Origin of the sequence: Aromatoleum aromaticum EbN1, from assembly GCF_000025965.1 — a bacterium.
Classification (GTDB): Bacteria; Pseudomonadota; Gammaproteobacteria; order Burkholderiales; family Rhodocyclaceae; genus Aromatoleum; species Aromatoleum aromaticum.
Genome location: NC_006513.1, coordinates 1618909 through 1635587, shown reverse-complemented (window position 1 = coordinate 1635587; position 16679 = coordinate 1618909). Strand labels below are relative to the sequence as shown.

Annotated in this window: 13 protein-coding genes; 6 read left to right on the top strand and 7 right to left on the bottom strand. The window is 68.5% G+C overall.

Annotation, left to right across the window (positions count from 1 at the left end; all coding sequences use genetic code 11):
* Positions 1 to 7: 7 nt before the first annotated feature.
* The 3 genes from EBN1_RS07740 (at position 8) to EBN1_RS07730 (ending at position 5281) form a co-directional block, all read left to right on the top strand.
* A complete protein-coding gene (locus EBN1_RS07740) occupies positions 8 to 1765 on the top strand; it encodes an NAD(P)H-dependent oxidoreductase subunit E (protein ID WP_011237384.1) in 1758 nt (585 codons plus the stop codon).
* Positions 1762 to 4614 carry a formate dehydrogenase subunit alpha gene (gene fdhF, locus EBN1_RS07735; protein ID WP_011237383.1) on the top strand — a complete coding sequence of 951 codons (2853 nt, stop codon included), beginning with the start codon at positions 1762 to 1764 and terminating at the stop codon, positions 4612 to 4614. The genes EBN1_RS07740 and fdhF overlap by 4 nt, the downstream gene beginning before the upstream one ends.
* 97 nt (positions 4615 to 4711) lie before the next feature.
* The gene (locus EBN1_RS07730; protein ID WP_157866596.1) at positions 4712 to 5281 is read left to right on the top strand and encodes a ProQ/FINO family protein; all 570 of its coding nucleotides are present in this window, start codon (positions 4712 to 4714) and stop codon (positions 5279 to 5281) included.
* A 365-nt stretch (positions 5282 to 5646) separates the two neighbouring features.
* Here the strand turns inward: EBN1_RS07730 and EBN1_RS07725 are convergent, their stop codons facing one another.
* The 7 genes from EBN1_RS07725 to EBN1_RS07695 all read right to left on the bottom strand — a co-directional run bounded on the left by EBN1_RS07725 (position 5647) and on the right by EBN1_RS07695 (position 11701).
* Positions 5647 to 5868 carry a hypothetical protein gene (locus EBN1_RS07725; RefSeq protein ID WP_041646000.1) on the bottom strand — a complete coding sequence of 74 codons (222 nt, stop codon included), beginning with the start codon at positions 5866 to 5868 and terminating at the stop codon, positions 5647 to 5649.
* 84 nt (positions 5869 to 5952) lie between these two features.
* Positions 5953 to 6651, bottom strand: coding sequence for a potassium channel family protein (locus EBN1_RS07720; RefSeq protein WP_241762825.1), 699 nt, complete (start codon positions 6649 to 6651; stop codon positions 5953 to 5955).
* Positions 6641 to 7996, bottom strand: coding sequence for a TrkH family potassium uptake protein (locus EBN1_RS07715; protein WP_049780223.1), 1356 nt, complete (start codon positions 7994 to 7996; stop codon positions 6641 to 6643). Before EBN1_RS07715 ends, EBN1_RS07720 begins: the two co-directional genes overlap by 11 nt.
* A gap of 590 nt (positions 7997 to 8586) precedes the next feature.
* Positions 8587 to 10224 carry an ATP-binding domain-containing protein gene (locus EBN1_RS07710; RefSeq protein WP_041645998.1) on the bottom strand — a complete coding sequence of 546 codons (1638 nt, stop codon included), beginning with the start codon at positions 10222 to 10224 and terminating at the stop codon, positions 8587 to 8589.
* 74 nt (positions 10225 to 10298) lie between these two features.
* Positions 10299 to 10805, bottom strand: coding sequence for an Hsp20/alpha crystallin family protein (locus tag EBN1_RS07705; RefSeq protein WP_011237376.1), 507 nt, complete (start codon positions 10803 to 10805; stop codon positions 10299 to 10301).
* A gap of 40 nt (positions 10806 to 10845) precedes the next feature.
* The gene (locus EBN1_RS07700; protein WP_011237375.1) at positions 10846 to 11223 is read right to left on the bottom strand and encodes an Hsp20/alpha crystallin family protein; all 378 of its coding nucleotides are present in this window, start codon (positions 11221 to 11223) and stop codon (positions 10846 to 10848) included.
* A gap of 25 nt (positions 11224 to 11248) precedes the next feature.
* Positions 11249 to 11701, bottom strand: coding sequence for an Hsp20/alpha crystallin family protein (locus tag EBN1_RS07695; RefSeq protein ID WP_011237374.1), 453 nt, complete (start codon positions 11699 to 11701; stop codon positions 11249 to 11251).
* 208 nt (positions 11702 to 11909) lie between these two features.
* On the opposite strand from EBN1_RS07695, the gene EBN1_RS07690 reads away from it, so the two are divergent.
* The 3 genes from EBN1_RS07690 (at position 11910) to recC (ending at position 16678) form a co-directional block, all read left to right on the top strand.
* Positions 11910 to 12845 (top strand): DnaJ C-terminal domain-containing protein, encoded by a 936-nt coding sequence (locus EBN1_RS07690; protein ID WP_011237372.1) that lies wholly within the window; start codon positions 11910 to 11912, stop codon positions 12843 to 12845.
* Positions 12846 to 12848: 3 nt separating this feature from the next.
* Entirely contained in the window at positions 12849 to 13160 is a 312-nt protein-coding gene (locus EBN1_RS07685; RefSeq protein WP_011237371.1) for a chaperone modulator CbpM, read from the top strand.
* 149 nt (positions 13161 to 13309) lie between these two features.
* Positions 13310 to 16678, top strand: coding sequence for an exodeoxyribonuclease V subunit gamma (gene recC, locus EBN1_RS07680; RefSeq protein ID WP_011237370.1), 3369 nt, complete (start codon positions 13310 to 13312; stop codon positions 16676 to 16678).
* Position 16679 lies beyond the last annotated feature (1 nt).

The following is a 16679-nucleotide window of genomic DNA, read 5'->3' as shown; positions in this document are numbered from 1 at the left end:
CGAAATCGTGAGCACGAGCATGATCGGTGAGAAAGAGCGCAGCGCGGGCGCACGCCCGGGCAAAGGATCCCGCGAACGATCGGCGGACCGGCCGCGAGGGCGCGAGCCGCTGCCGGCGTCGGCACGGCTCGCCGCATCGGCTGCGCTCGCCGGCGAGACGCCGCGCGCCGACCGCCTGATCGAATACCTGCACCGCCTGCAGGACGAGCACGGCGCGCTCCACGCCGACCACCTTGCCGCGCTCGCCGAGGCGATGAAGCTCGCGCGCGCCGAGGTGTTCGAGGTTGCGACCTTCTATCACCATTTCGACTTCGTCCCCGCCGGCGGGAAAGCGCCGCCGGCGCTGACCGTGCGCGTGTGCGAATCGCTCGGCTGCGCGATGGCCGGTGGCGCCGAACTCGCCGCGTCGCTCGCGAGCCAGCTCGGGGCGGAGGTGCGCGTGCAGCGCGTGCCGTGTGTCGGGCGTTGCGACAGTGCCCCGGTCGCAGTCGTCGGGCAGCGCCCGGTGCTGCACGCCGATGCCGATCGCGTCGCCGCAGTAGTCGCGGGCGGCGAGCGCGACGAGCCGCTGCCTGAGGCGATCCGTTTCGACGCGTACCGCGCGGCCGCCGGCTACCGGCTGTGGGATGCGGTGCGCAGCGGTGAAATCGCAGGTGATGCGGTCGTCGCCGCGCTCGACGCCGCCGGCCTGCGCGGCCTCGGCGGCGCAGGCTTCCCGGCTGCGCGCAAGTGGCGCACGGTGGCCGCACAGCCCGCACCGCGGTTCATGGCAGTCAATATCGACGAAGGCGAGCCGGGCACGTTCAAGGACCGCCATTACCTCGAGACCGATCCGCACCGCTTCATTGAAGGCATGCTGATCGCTGCGCACGTCGTCGGCATCGACGGCATCTGGATCTACATCCGCGACGAATACCCGGCGCTGCGCCGGCTGCTCGCGGAGGAACTCGACCGCGTGCGCGCCGCGTGGCCGGATGTGCCGTCGATCGAGATCCGCCGCGGCGCCGGCGCGTATGTCTGCGGCGAAGAGTCGGCGATGATCGAGTCGATCGAAGGCAAGCGCGGCATGCCGCGGCTGCGCCCGCCGTACGTCGCCGAAGTGGGCCTCTTCGGCCGCCCGACGCTCGAACACAACCTCGAGACGCTGTGGTGGGTGCGCGACATCGTCGCCCCCGCGCTCGCGGGCGAGCCCGGCCCGTTCGCGAGCCGCGGCCGCAACGGTCGCAAGGGGCTGCGCAGCTTCTCCGTCAGCGGCCGCGTCGCGAAGCCCGGCGTCGTCGTCACCGACGCCGGCATCACGCTGCGCGAACTCGTCGAGGAGCACTGCGGCGGCATGCTGCCAGGCCACGAGCTGTACGGCTATTTCCCCGGCGGCGCGTCCGGCGGCATGCTGCCGGCGCGCCTCGCCGATATGCCGCTCGACTTCGACACCCTTGGCGAATACGGCTGCTTCATCGGCTCGGCGGCGATCGTCGTGTTCTCGCAGCACGACCGCGCGCGCGTGCTCGCCGAAAACGCGATGGAATTCTTCGCCCACGAATCCTGCGGCCAATGCACGCCGTGCCGTGTCGGCACTGCGAAAGCGGCCGAACTGATGAAACAGCCGGCGTGGGACGCTGCGCTGCTGACCGAACTCGGAACAGTGATGATGGACGCTTCGATCTGCGGCCTCGGCCAAGCCGCGCCGAACCCGATGCAATCGGTGCTGCGCTTCTTCCCGCACGAAGTGGGTGTGGCCGGCAAGAACGAGGAGGGCGCGGCATGAACGCTCCGACGAACCCCGTCCGCTTCGAACTCGACGGCCGCGAAATCGATGCACAACCCGGCGAAACGATCCTGCTTGCGGCGCGCCGCGCCGGCGTCGATATCCCGCACCTGTGCTACACCGACGGCATGCGCGCCGACGGCAACTGCCGCGCGTGCGTCGTCGAGATCGACGGCGAGCGCGTGCTCGCGCCGTCCTGTTGCCGCGCCCCGAAACCCGGCATGAAGGTGAAAGCGACGAGCGAGCGCGCTCGCGCGTCGCAGCGCCTGGTGCTCGAACTGCTGCGCGCCGACGTGCCCGCCGCGGCCGAGAAGCCCGACTCCGAGCTTGCGCACTGGTGCGACGAACTGGGCGTGACGGACTCACGCTTCGCCCCGCGCGCGCAGCCGCAGCCCGACCGCAGCCACCCCGGCATCGCGGTCGACCTTGCCGCGTGCATCCAGTGCACGCGCTGTGTGCGTGCGTGCCGCGAAGTGCAGGTCAATGACGTCATCGGGCTCGCCCGGCGCGGTGCGGACACCGCGATCGTGTTCGACTTCGACGACGCGATGGGCACGTCCTCGTGCGTCGGCTGCGGCGAGTGCGTGCAGGCCTGTCCGACCGGTGCGCTGCTGCCGGCGGCGCTTGCGGATTTCCCGGGCACAAGCGCCGACGCGGCAGTCCCTCGCCCCGGTGGCCCGTTCGCGGCGAAGCCGGAGGCGGGCGCGCTGCCCGTCGAGCCGGCCGCGCCCCTGGCAAAGCCCGCAATGCGCGCGATTGACTCGCTATGCCCGTACTGCGGCGTCGGCTGCCAGATGACCTATCACGTCGCCGGCGACGGCCCGGCGGCGAAAATCGTCCACGTCGAAGGCCGTGACGGTCCCGCGAACGCCGGACGGCTGTGCGTGAAAGGACGCTACGGCTTCGGCTACCCGCGCCACGCGCATCGCCTGACGACGCCGCTGATTCGCAAGCCGGGCATCCCGAAGGCGGTCGACCTCGACCCGTCGAACCCGCTCGCAGCGTTCCGCGAAGCGACGTGGGACGAGGCGCTCGACTTCGCTGCCGCAGGGCTGGCGCGCATAAAAGCCGCGCATGGCCCGCACGCGCTCGCCGGCTTCGGCTCGGCGAAAGGCAGCAACGAGGAAGCGTACCTGTTCCAGAAGCTCGTGCGCGTGGGCTTCGGCACGCACAACGTCGATCACTGCACGCGGTTGTGCCATGCGTCGTCGGTCGCTGCGCTGCTCGAAGGCATCGGCTCGGGCGCGGTGTCGAACCCGGTGCGCGACGTCGAATTTGCCGACGTGATTGTCGTCATCGGCGCGAACCCGGCGTCGAACCACCCGGTCGCAGCGTCGTTCATGAAGAACGCCGTCGAGCGGGGCGCGAAACTCGTCCTGATGGACCCGCGCGAAACCCCGCTCGCCCGCCACGCGCACCGCTTCCTGCAGTTCCGCCCGGACGCGGACGTCACGCTGCTGCTGTCGCTCGCGTGCGTGATCATCGACGAAGGTCTGACCGACGACGCCTTCATCGCTGCGCGCACGACCGGCTTCGACGCGTTCCGCACTGCTGCGCTCGCGTTCCCGCCCGAGCGTGTCGAAGCGATCACCGGCATCCCGGCCGAGACCGTGCGCGAAGTCGCCCGCCTCTACGCGCGCAGCCCGAACAGCATGATCTTCTGGGGCATGGGGATCTCGCAGCATATCCACGGCACCGACAACTCGCGCTGCCTGATCGCGCTCGCGCTGATGACCGGGCAGATCGGCCGCCGCGGCACCGGGCTGCATCCGCTGCGCGGCCAGAACAACGTGCAGGGCGCGTCGGATGCCGGCCTGATCCCGATGATGTTCCCGGACTACCAGCACGTCGCCGATCCGGCCGTGCGCGCGAAGTTCGAGACGCTGTGGGGAACGAAGCTGTCCGACAGGCCCGGCCTGACCGTCGTCGAGATCATGGACGCTGCGCTCGCGGGCGACATCCGCGGCATGTATATCGAAGGCGAGAACCCGGCGATGTCCGACCCGGACCTCGCGCACGCGCGCGCCGCGCTCGCCGGGCTCGATCACCTCGTCGTGCAGGATCTGTTCCTCACCGAGACGGCGATGCTCGCCGACGTGATCCTGCCGGCGTCGAGCCTGATGGAAAAGACCGGCAGCTTCACGAACACCGACCGCCTCGTGCAGCTGTCGCAGCCGGTGCTGCCGCTGCCCGGCGACGCGCGCCCCGACTGGTGGATCATCCAGAGCATCGCGCAGCGCCTGGGCCTCGCGTGGGACTACGCCGGCCCGGCCGAGATTTTCGACGAACTGCGCCGGGCGCTGCCGAGCTACGCCGGCATCACGTGGGCGGCGCTCGAAACCGAAGGAGCGGTCGTCGCGCCGAAGTTCGCCGAAGACGAGCCGTCGCAGCCGGTGCTGTTCGAGGCCGATTTCCCCACGCCGAGCGGCCGCGCGCGCTTCGTCGCGGTCGGGCCGCTGCCGGCGGCCGAACTGCCCGACGCCGATTACCCGATGGTGCTGACGACCGGGCGCGTGCTCGAGCACTGGCACACCGGCTCGATGACGCGCCGCGCCGATGTCCTCGACGCGCTCGAGCCGCTGCCGTGGTGCTCGGTGCATCCGGACGACCTCGCCGCGCAGGCGATCGAGTCGGGCGCGCGCGTGCGCCTCGAGACGCGGCGCGGCGCGATCGTGCTCGAAGCGCGCGCCGACGAAGCGGTGCAGCGCGGCTCGGTGTTCATGCCGTTCTGCTACGTCGAAGCGGCGGCGAACCTGCTGACGCAGCCGGCGCTCGACCCGTTCGGCAAGATCCCGGAGTTCAAGTACTGCGCGGTGAAGCTGAGCGCCGAAAGCCGGGCGCAAGCGTGATGCATGAGGATGGCCGCGGCGTGGCGGCGGCCATCCTGCGGTATTTCGTGCGATCATGCGCGCTCCCGTCCGCAGCCGAAGCATTTCCGTCCCCGCAATGACTACCGAAACCCGTTCCGAAGCGCAGCTCGACGAGCAAGCCCCCGAAGCCGAAGCGCAGACCCCCGAAGCCGAAGCGCAGACCGCCGAAGCGCAGACCGCCGAAGCGACCGCAGCTGAAGCGACCGCCAAAGCGCAGCCCGCAGCGAAGCGCCCGCACCTCGACGCACGCGGCCTGCTGCTGAAGCTGCAGGAAGCCTCGCCGACTTTCCGCGACGTCAGGCCGCTCGCGCTGCGCATCGACAAGGCGATCGCCGCCCGCTTCCCTGAGCTCGACCGCAAGGTGATCCGCAGCGCGATGCGCCTGCACACCGCCTCGACGCGCTACCTGAAAGTCATGGAAAAGGCGACGGCGCGCTTCGACCTCGACGGCAAGCCCGAAGGCGAAGTCACCGAAGAGCAGCGCGCCCACGCGAAGCAGACGCTGAAGGAGCGCTTCGCCGAAGCCGCGAAGCGCAAGAAGGATGCCCTCGAAGCCGAAAAGGCCAAGCGCGCCGCCGAGGAAGCCGAACGCCGCAAGGCCGAGAAGCTGCAGCAGCTGGTGGGGAAGTTCGCGAAGAAAGGTTGAAGCGGGGCGTCGCTTTCGGCCATGCCCGAGGCGCAGCCTGCCTGTCAATCTCGCGAGCACGGCGCGGTGCGTCTGCGATCTGCCCGATTGCCCATTTTTGCAAGCCCGGGTTCCGCTTCGTTTCCAGAAGGCGACTGCCCGAAAGCCTGAAGCGCACCGCACCGCAATCGACGTGAGTATTTGGATTGGGTGGCGAGACGCGGCGATACCGAACAGTCGATGGCCGTTTCCGCCCCGTTGCTGCCGTTCGTTCGCGCTCGGATTGATGCCTGTTGTCGAGGCACTACGGTCATTCGAAAGGGCTCACCAGCAGAGGCCGCGCTCACCTTGCCTGACTCTCGTTCAGTGCTTCCAGGCGGTCAGTTTCACCTCTCGCCAATGCGTGTGAGATAGCGTCGGATTTTGTCAATTACCTGATCAATGCTCTGATGGGCATCGACTTCGATCCCGAGTGCGCGGGCCAGCTCGCGTGCCTTGACGGGGTCGATACGTTGCCTGCCACTTTTGGCAGCCCTGACCATTTCTCGCGCCCGCTCGAGATCTTCAGTCCGCTGCCGCTTGAATTGACTCAGGATCCAGTTGAGCATGTACCGAAAGCCCTTTCAGAAGTAGAAGCAGGAACCCGCCGGTCGGAGCACAGCTCCGTTCTCATCAGCAGGTGACCGGGCTCGCTAACGGCGGCGGCCGCTGGCGGCAAAAGCCTCGACCTTCTTGGTGGGGCCGGAAACGATCAACAGATCACCCGGGCGCACGATACTGTTCGGCTTTCCGTGCTGGAAATCTTCATGGGCACGCTTGATGCCGACGACCGTGACACCGAACTTCTCGCGCACGGCCGACGCGGCGAGCGTGAGGTCGTGGGTGGCGGCGGGCGCGTGGATCTTCGCGATTGCGAAGCCATCTTCGAACTCAATATAGTCCATCATCCGCCCGCTGATCAGATGGGCGACGCGCTCGCCCATGTCGGCTTCCGGATAGACGATGTGGTGCGCGCCGATACGCTCGGCGATCTTGCCGTGCTGGGGCGTCATGGCTTTGACCCAGATGTCGGGAATCTCCAGTTCGGTCAGCGCCATTACCGTCATCAGACTGGCTGCGAGGTCGCCGCCGATACCCACGATGGCGTGCGCGAAATCGGCCACGCCGAGTTGGCGCATAGTCATCGCGTTGGTCGAATCGGCCTGCACCGCATGGGTGAGCAGATCGGCCCACTCGTGAACCGGCTCCGCATCGCGGTCGATCCCCATCACGTCGTGACCCAGTTGCATCAGGGAGTTGGCGACGGCCCCGCCGAAGCGGCCCAGGCCGATCACGACCACACTGTCGCCCTTCGAAAAGGCGAACTGCTCTGTAAATAGCCTAGCCAACAACGGGATGCTCCTCTGGATAGCGGAACGGCATGCGGTGCTCTCCCAGCGCAAGCGACGCCGCGAGGGTGATGGTGCCAACCCGGCCGATATACATGAGTAGGGCCAGAATGAGTTGTGCGGAGGCGGGCAGCTCGGCCGTGATGCCAGTGGACAAACCGACGGTTCCAAAGGCTGAGACCACCTCGAAGATGACTCTATCCGTGGCGATTCGAGTAGTGTGCAGGATGAACACCGTACCCAGAACGACTACGGCGCTGCCGAGGACAAGCACGGTGATGGCCTGGCGCTGGGCCGAATGGCTGATACGCCGGCCAAACGCCTCGGTATCCATCCGGCCTCTGATCTCGGCAATGACCAGCATCACCAGAATCATCGCGGTTCCCACCTTGACGCCACCCGCCGTGCCTGCGCTACCGCCACCGATGAACATCAGTAAGTAGTGCAGGCCAAGGCTTTCATGCGTCAGAGCGCCGATGTCGACTGAATTGAACCCGGCCGTGCGTGCAGACACGGACGCGAAGATCGCCGACAGCACCTTGTCGGCCACCGCCATCGGACCGAGCGTGCGCGGGTTCGACCACTCGAAGGCGAGCAGAATGATCGTGCCACCTGCCAGCAGCACGCCGGTGCCGACCAGCGTCAGCTTGGTGTGTACCGACCAGTGGTGCGGACTCCGAAGTTTTCTGCGCAAATCATGCAGGACCGGGAAGCCCAGTCCACCGATCAAAATCGCCAGCATGATTGGCGTCAGCAGGAAGCCATCGGACGCGTAGCGCATCAAGCTGTCCGCATGGATGGAGAAACCAGCGTTGTTGAAGGCGGAAACGGCGTGAAAGAGACCGCTCCAGGCCGCCTCGGCCCAAGGCAGTTCATAACCCGTACGCAGCCGCACGATCAGCGCCAGCGCTGCGATCCCCTCAACGATCAGTGTCACGAACAGCACCAGCCTGGCCACGCTGGAGACCTCCCCGATGCCCAGCGTGTGCGTTTCGGCCTGAGCGGTGAGCCGCGTACGCAGCCGGAAGGAGCGGTTCACCATCAGCCCGAGCAGCGTGGCAGCTGTCATCATGCCGAACCCGCCTACCTGGAACAGCGCCATGATCACCCACTGCCCAAACGGCGACCAGTAGGTGCCGGTGTCCACGGTGATCAAACCTGTGACGCACACGGCCGAGACGGACGTGAACAGGGCCACGATCCATGGAGCGCTTACCGCATCGGGACGGGAGATCGGCAACATGAGCAACCCAGTCCCGATCAGGATGGTGATCAGGAATGCCAGTGGGACGACGCGAGCCGGATGCTGGATCTCTCGAATTCTCAACTCAAGATATCTCGAGGTCATGATGCAGTGCGGCGGATACCGCACTTCGGGAGCGAATCATACGCCCGACCGACTTCGGGCGCGCTCTTTCAGGATGACTCTGTCGTTGCCGTTGCCGTTGCCGTTGCCGTTGCCGTTGCCGTTGCCGTTGCCGTTGCCGTTGACTTTGCGATATCCCAGGTGGAGTACGCGAGCGCCGCATACGGCCGGTTGCGCGCGTTGGCTCGGGCGCCTTTCTCAGGGAAGTTGCCTATCGGGCGGCAGCCACATCCAAACAATGAGTGACTGTTCCAGGCTGTAGTGAGCCATTCGCCTCCAAGTCAAGATCAGCCCGTGAAAGCAACTTCAGACCGGCTGGATGCAACTCGCCCTTGGTGACACGTGCCGGCACAACGTCTGCCGAGTGACGTCGAGTCCCTCACACAGGTCGCCAACCACGCTTTCCGGCTGCCTTATCGCCGCCATGGGCAATCGCAGTTTCGCGGCGGTCGTCGGGGGACCGTCGCACCGTGACCACAGCACGCCTATGGGAAAAGTCGCCGCCGAAGGAAGCTCAACCCGTTACCCCGATTCCTGTGGAATCGGGCTTTGGTGAAATATCCGGGCCAGCGTCACTCCGGCTGCCGCGCGAGCAGCCGCGCCGCCCGGTCCGACGCGACCAGGATCAGCTTCATGCTCGCGCGCGTCGCGCCGACGAAAAGCTTGCGCACTGTCAGCTCGTCGAGCGTGTCGAAGTCGATCTCGGTGAAGATCACACATGGCGCGGACTGGCCCTTGAAGCGGTACACCGAGTCGATCAGGAAGTCGCCGTCCGAGTAGACCGGGTTGCCGAGCAGGTCGTAGCTGCCGGTGAAGGCTTTCAGGCGGTGCGCGCCGAGCCGCTCGTACGGCGTGAACAGCGAGTGCTCGCGGCCACGGAACGTGATTGTCGCGATCATGTTGCGGCGAAAGCCGAGGCCGAGCGCGCGCGTCATCGCGCGCTTGGTCTGCTCGACGAGCGCGGTCTCGTCTTTCCACGTCAGGATCTCGACCCCGGAGCCGCCGAGGGGGCTGGCGGCTTCGAGCGCGCGCGGCAGCGGCAGCGCGCGGTTCAGCGTGTCGATGATGTCCGACGGGCTGCGGTAATTGCGCTCGCTCGTGATGCGCACCCAGCCGGGCAGCGCGACCTGTGGCCGGCCGTAGAGGTTCTGCAGCGGATCCTCGAGCCACCACGCGCGCCCGCCGGGGCGCAGCAGGCGCAGCAGCGCATCGCGCCACGCGTCGCGGAAGTCCTGGCCTTCGTCGACGATCAGCTCGTCGAACTGCCACTCCTCGCCGGGCTCGAGTTCGCGGAACGCCTGTTCGAGGCGCTCGAACGCGTCCGGGGGCGAGAAGTCCGGCACGTTCCCATGCGCGCGCAGCACGCGGTCGCACAGTTGATGGTAAGTGGCAACGACGCCGCCGGATGGTGCGATCAGCGCGATGTGGTCGGCGAGCGGGCGGTTGTAGCAGACGTACAGCGGCCGGCGCCCGGCTTCGAGCGCGTCGCGGAACACCGCCATCGCGAGCTGCGTCTTGCCGCTGCCGGCAGTGCCGGTCACGCGCAGCCGGAACGGTTCCATGTCGATGCGTCGCGCCCATTCGGCGAGGCCACCGGCAAGCCGCGTATACAGCGCTTCGGCCTGGCCGATGAACGCGTTGACGTCCGGCACGAGTTCGAGCTGGTCCGCGAGAAAGCGGTGGATGTTGTCGAGCACGACGCAGTCGCGCGGCCCTTCGCGCAACAGGCTCTGCACGATCGCGGCGAGATGTTCGCGGCGCCCGGCGTCGACGATCCGTGCCGGATCGATGCCGGCGCTGCCGGGTTGGCGGACAGTATAGTCGGGGCAGTACAGCAGCGTGTCGACGTCCGCCTGGTGGCCGTCGAGGAAAGCGGCGAGACGCTCGCGCAGTCGCCCGGCGCTGCGGGCCATCGCCACGCCGACGTGGCTCTTTTCCTTCGCGTAGGTCCTGACGAGCCCTTGCGGCGTCTCGTCGAGGAAACCCGATTTCTGCTCGATCAGCAACAGCCGGCCGGTCGGCCCGACGACGACGAAGTCGATTTCGCCGAACAGCGCGTGTTCGCGCTCGACGCGAGTCCAGTGCACGCCGTGATAGACAGCGTGGTCGTCGGGCAGGCCGGCGGCGAGCGTCGCGAGCGTGTCGAGCTCGCGCGCGAGCCTGCCGTTCGCCGGCATTTGTCGCCAGCCTTCCGGGTAAATACGCGCCATCCGGTCCGTCCGTCGCGTGTCGAGGCAGCGGGCATGTTACCCCGCAGGGCACTGCCCGCCGTCCCGCCGCGCTGTCACGCGCTGCGGATCTCGATGCGCCGCGCCCGCGCGTGTTCGGATTTGGGCAGCTCGATCCGCAGCACGCCGTTGCGGTAGCTCGCTGCCGCCTTGTCCGCTTCGACCGGCACCGGCAGCGGGATCGCGCGATGGAAGCTGCCGTACGCGCATTGCCGCACGCGATAACGCCCTTGCGTCGTTTCGCGGTCGTAGCGCTTTTCGCCGCGCACGATCAGCACGTCGCTGCGGACTTCGAGGTCGAAGTCCTCTTTCTCGAGCCCCGGGGCTTCGAGGCGCACGACGACCTTGTCGTCGTCCTCCAGGACGTCGCCGGCGAGCAACGCCCATGTCGCTGCCGGAAACTGTCCCCCTTCGGACGTGCCCGTATCGCGGACCGACGGCGACTTCCCCGGGCTGAAGTGGGTCAGCGCGCCGGTGGCCCGGTCACGCAGCTGCCGCCACCCCTCGGCGACCGAATGCCAGGCCTCTTCGAGACCGTGTTTCAGCTCAGTCATCCTGTTCATTGCGTACCTCCGGTTCTTCGCGAACGCCGTCTCACGACCGTCAGGCGACTTTCACTTCGATTTTGCGCGGCTGCGCGTGCGCATGTTTCGGAATGCGCAGCCTGAGCACGCCGTCCTTGAACTGCGCCTCGATCTTCTCGGTGTCGAGTTCGGAGCTCAACGTGAAGGCGCGCAGATAGCGCGGCAAGCGCAGCTCGGCGTAGATGGCCTCCATGTTCCCCGGCGTCTCGGGCGTGATCTCGCCTTCCACCTGCAGCGTGTCGCCTTCGACGCGCAACGCGAGCTTGTCCTTCGGCACACCGGGCAGGTCGGCGAGCAACGTGATGCCGGTGCCGTCCTCGAACACGTCGACCCGCGGCAGCAGCGCCGGGGTATCGTTCTTGGGTTCGACTTTTGTGACTTCCTGCTTGTCGTTCATCGCAATGTCCTCCGTGGTCAGTGACTCACTTGATCTCGATCCGTTTCGGCTGCGCCGATTCGTGCCGCGAGACGGAGATATGCAGCACGCCGTCGCGGTAGTTCGCGGTCACGCGCTCGGGGTCGACGTCCTCCGGCAGACTCACCGTGCGCCGGAAACGCCCGGCGAAGCGCTCGGACGCATAGAGGGCGAGCCGCTCCTCGCCTGTCGGCAGCGCGCTTTCGCGTTCGCCCGACAGCGTCAGCACGCCGCGGTCGATCTGCACGTCGAGCTTCGATGGGTCGATGCCGGGCGCGAACGCGTAGATTTCGACCGAGCCGGGTGTGCTGCCGACGTTGATCGAGGGAAACGTGCCGCTCGCGACGGCGCGGATGCTGCTCGGCTGGCCGACCGCTCCGAGCGACTGCTGCAGCTCGCGCTGCAGCCGCTCGAAATCGGCGAACAGGCTGCCGGGAAAGCTCAGAAGGGATTCATACATGACAACCTCCTTGTCGATCCAGGTTCAACATGCACGGACTTCGTCGTCCGGCACGGCGCCTGCATTCGCAGCGGCGCCCTGCAAATTCAATATGATGTCGCGAGCGGCGGACTTCAAGCCCCCTTTTCAAGCGGGGCCGCCGCCTCTATCTTGAAATCGGAACCAGTGCCGGACCCGGCACGGCGGCACGATCGGGAGGCGCGGACGGATGGAATTCAGGGACTACTACCAGGTGCTCGGCGTCGAGCGCGGCGCGTCGGCCGACGAGATCCGCCGCGCGTATCGCAAGCTCGCGCGCAAATATCACCCGGACGTCAGCAAGGTGGCCGACGCCGAGCAGCGCATGAAGGAGATCAACGAGGCCAATGCGGTGCTCTCGGACCCCGAGCGGCGTGCGGCATACGACCAGCTCGGGCGCGGCTTTCATGCCGGACAGGATTTCCGTCCGCCGCCGAACTGGGATGCCGGTTTCGAATTCACGCGCCGTGGGCCCGGCGGCGACGGGGGAGACTTCAGCGATTTCTTCTCGGACCTGTTCGGCGGCATGGGGCATGGGCAGCGGGGGGCGCATTTTCGTGCGCGCGGCGAGGACCACCACGCGAAGATCGTCATCGATCTGGATGACGCGTTCCACGGCGCGACGCGCGAGGTCACGCTGCGCGCGCCGCAGCTCGACCCGCAGGGCCACGTGTCGATGCACGAGCGCGTGCTGAAAGTCCGGATTCCGAAAGGCGTGCGCGACGGCCAGCATATCCGGCTCGCCGGCCAGGGCATGCCGGGCACGGGAGGCGGCACGGCCGGTGACCTGTACCTCGAAGTGCATTTCCGGCCGCATCGGCGCTATCGCGTCGACGGCCGCGACGTCCACGAGACAGTGCCCGTCGCGCCATGGGAAGCGGCGCTCGGCGCGTCGATCGACGTGCCGACGCCGGCAGGCACGGTGTCGGTCAGGGTGCCGCCCGGCTCGCAGACCGGACGCAAGCTGCGGCTGAAAGGGCGCGGCATCCCGGCCGCGGAGCCGGGCGACCTCTACCTCGTGCTCGAAGTCGTGCTGCCGCCCGCCGACACCGACGCGGCGCGGCGACTGTACGAAACGATGGCGCAGGAGCTCGCGTTCAACCCGCGCCAGGGTCTGGGAGGCTGAGCGATGAGCCGACAGGACGTCTTCACCGGCCTGCTGCTCGACGAAGCGGCGCTGACGCTCGACGAGCTCGCGCACGCGTGCGGCGTCGACACGCAGTGGGTGCTCGAGCGCGTCGCGGCAGGCGTGCTGACCTGCGTCGTCGTCACGCCGGCGCCGCGCTTCACGAGTCGCGACCTGCGTCGTGCGCGGCGCGTGCGCGACTTGGAACGTGCTTTCGACGCCGACCCCGAACTCGCCGCGATCGTCGCCGATCTCGTCGATGAAGTCGAACGCTTGCGCGCGCAGCTGCGCCAGACAGGCCTGCCGGCGGATTGAGCCGGGCTTCCGACCGGGCGGAGGTCACGCAACCCGGCGACCGAAGCTCGGGTTGCCTGCTTGCGCCGTACGCGCTCCGCAGGCCGGCGCGACGCCGCAGCTGCGCGGAGCGGGTAACATGACGCCCTGATCCGCCATGCCCCGTGCCGATGCTCTCGCTCGCCTTCTCGAACCGCTACGAAGTGCTCCTCGAAACGCTGCTCGCGCGCCTCGCGGTCGAGCAGCCGGGTCCGTTCGGCGGGCGCGAGATCGTCGTGCCGAGTGCGGCGCTGCGCCGCAGTGTCGAGCTCGCGGTGGCGCGACGCGAAGGCGTCGCGGCGAACCTGCGCTTTTCGTACCTCGCGCAATGGCTGTGGAGCCAGATCGACAAGGTCGTCCCGGTCGGCGAACAGTCCCCGTTCGCGCCGGCGCTGCTCGTGTGGCGGATTTTCGAGCAGTTCCAGGATGCTGCCTGGACCGGCGCGCACCCGCGGCTCTCGCGTTACCTCGGGACAGCCGACACGACGATGCGCTTCGAACTCGCCGAACGCGTCGCGCGCGCCTTCGATCACTACCTCACGTACCGCCCGCGCTGGCTCGCCGAATGGTCCGCGGGGAGGACAGTCGCCGGCCTGCCGGACGACGCGCGCGCCGATGAAGCTTGGCAAGCCGGGCTGTGGCGCCGGCTGACGGCGGAACTGGGGACGCGCAGCGAGCACCCGGCGGAAACTTTTTTCCGTGTCATCGCCGCAGCCGGCGATGCGTTGCCCGGCTTCCTGCCGGAGTCGGTGCACGTGTTCTGCCTGCCGGCGATGCCGCCGCTGTACCGCGACGTGCTGCGTGAACTGTCGCAACGGGTCGACGTGCGCCTGTACGTGCTCAATCCGTGCCGCGAATACTGGTTCGAGATCGTCGAGCCGCGACGCCTCGCCTGGCTCGCCGGCCAGCAGCAGGATCTCTATTTCGAATCCGGCAACCGGCTGCTCGCCGCGTGGGGGCGGCAGACGCAGGCGCACATCGACCTGCTGTTCGAAGGCGAAGGCGCGCCGGAGATCGAGGACAGCCTGTTCGTCCCGACCGGCGGCGCGAGCCTGCTGGCGCAACTGCACGACGCGGTGCTCGACCTCGTCGACCCTGCGCCGGGCAGCATCGCGCTCGCCGACGACGACCGCAGCGTCGAAGTGCACGTGTGCCATTCAATTACGCGCGAACTCGAAGTGCTGCACGACCGGCTGCTCGCGCTGTTTGCCGCGCCGGACGCGCCGCGGCCCGACGACATCCTCGTCGTCACGCCCGATCTCGACGCTGCGGCACCGCTGATCGAAGCGGTATTCGGCACCGCGCCGACGTTGCGCCGCATTCCCTGGACGATCACCGGCCTCGGCCAGACGCGCGTCAACCCGGTCGCGCGCGTGCTCGACGCGGCGCTCGCGCTCGCGGCGAGCCGTTTCCCGGCGAGCCGCGTGTTCGACCTGCTGCAGCAGCCGCCGGTCGCGCGCCGTTTCGGCCTCGACGGCGCGGATCTCGAGCAGGTGCATGAATGGCTGCGTGCAGCCGGCGTGCGCTGGGGGCTCGACGGCGCACATCGCCGCCGGCTCGACCTGCCAAGCGTCGACCGTCACAGCCTCGTCGAAGGCCTGCACCGGCTGTTTCTCGCGTATGCGCTCGGCGATGGAAGCGCATGCCCCGGCGAGGACGGCGATGGCAGTGGCCCCGTGCTGTTCGGCGGGCGCCTTGGCGCCGGCAATCCCGAAGGCGGCGACGCGCTCGCATTGGGGCGCTTGTGGCGCTACGCCGAGACGCTGCAGTGGCTCGAAGCGGCCACGCGCCGCCCTCTCGACGCCGACGGCTGGCGCAAGCTGCTCGTCGAACTGCTCGACCGCCTGGTCCCGCCCGATGTCGAGTGGGCCGACGACCGGCGCGCGGTGCTCGCGGCGAGCGCCGAACTGCACGCGAACATGACGGCGGGGGGGCTGCGCAGCCCGGTGCCGCTCGCGCTCGTGCATGACGCGCTCGCCGCGCTGCTCGACGATCCGGCGCGCGGCGGCGTGCCCTGCGGCGCGGTGACGTTCTCGGCGATGACGAGCCTGCGCAGCCTGCCGTACCGCGTCGTGTGCGCGATCGGCCTCGACGACGGCGCGTTCCCCGGCGCCGAGCGGGCCGTCGAGTTCGACTTGATGGCGAAGCACGGCGCGCGCGGCGACCGCCAGCGCCGCGACGACGAGCGCAACCTGTTCCTCGACCTGCTGCTTGCCGCGCGCGACTGCGTGCATCTGTCGTACTCGGGCCGCAGCGTGCGCGACAACAGCGAAAAGCCGCCTTCGGTGCTGGTGGACGAGCTGCTCGACTACGCCGCGCGCGCGTGCGCCGCCGATCCGCTCGACGCGGCGTCGCTCGCTGCGGCGCGTCGCCGGCTGACGGTCGTCCATCCGCTGCAGGCGTTCTCGCGCAACTATTTTCTCGCCGACTCGCAGCGCGACCCGCGGCTCGCGAGCTTCAACGCCGAATACTGCGATGCGCTGCGCGCGCGCCTGCAGGCAGCGGCGCGCGGGCTGCCCGCTGCGCGCGCCGTCTCTCGTGACGACGAGCGCGACGAGGACGACGGCTGCGAATCGGGGCTGTCCGGCGAAGCGCCGTTTTTCGCCGCACCGCTGCCGCTGCCGGCCGACGAATGGCGAACGGTCGGGCTCGACCGGCTGATTCGTTTCTTCCGCAATCCGGCCCGCTTCCTGCTGCGCGAACGGCTCGGCGTGACGGTGCCCGAAGGCGACGAGGAGCTCATCGACGACGAAGCGTTCCTGCCGGTGTGGCGCGAGCGCCAGGCGCTCGCCGAACGGCTGCTGCCGGCGCTGCTCGCCGGACGCGCCCCCGCAGCCGTGCGCGAGCTCGCGCCTGCCGGTGGCGAATTCCCCGCCGGGCCGCTCGGCGAGCGCCTGCTCGAGCGCGAACTCGACGTCCTCCGGGCCTATACTGACGGCCTGCGCGCGGCGCTCGCGCCCGACCCGCTGCCGCCGCTGCAGGCCCACTTCGACTTCGACATCCGCGGCGAACGCTGGACGCTCGACGCCGCGTTCGGCGATGTGCGCCCGGCCGGGCTCGTGCGCCACCGCTACGACGAGGCGCGCGCGAACGACTATGTCGCCGGCTGGATCGCGCATCTCGCGCTGTGCGCGGCCGCGCCCGAGGCTGCGGAGCTGTGCACCGAATGGCATTCGCGCGACGGCGTCTATCGCCTGCGGCACTGCGACGACGCACGCGGACAGCTCGCCGCGCTCGTCGCGCTGTACCGCGAAGGCCTGATGCGGCCGCTGCCGTTCTTTCCGAAATCGGCGTGGGCGTGGGTCGTCAACGACTGCAGCCGCTACAAGGCGGAGCAGAAATGGCGCGGTGGCGGCCGGCCCGAGTTTGGCGAATGCCGCGACGCGGCGATCCGGCTCGCGTTCCGCGGGCTGCCGGACCCGCTCGACGACGCGTTCTACGACCACGCCGCGACAGTGCTGCAGCCGCTCGTCGCGCATCTCGACGACCCGAGGCTGTGAC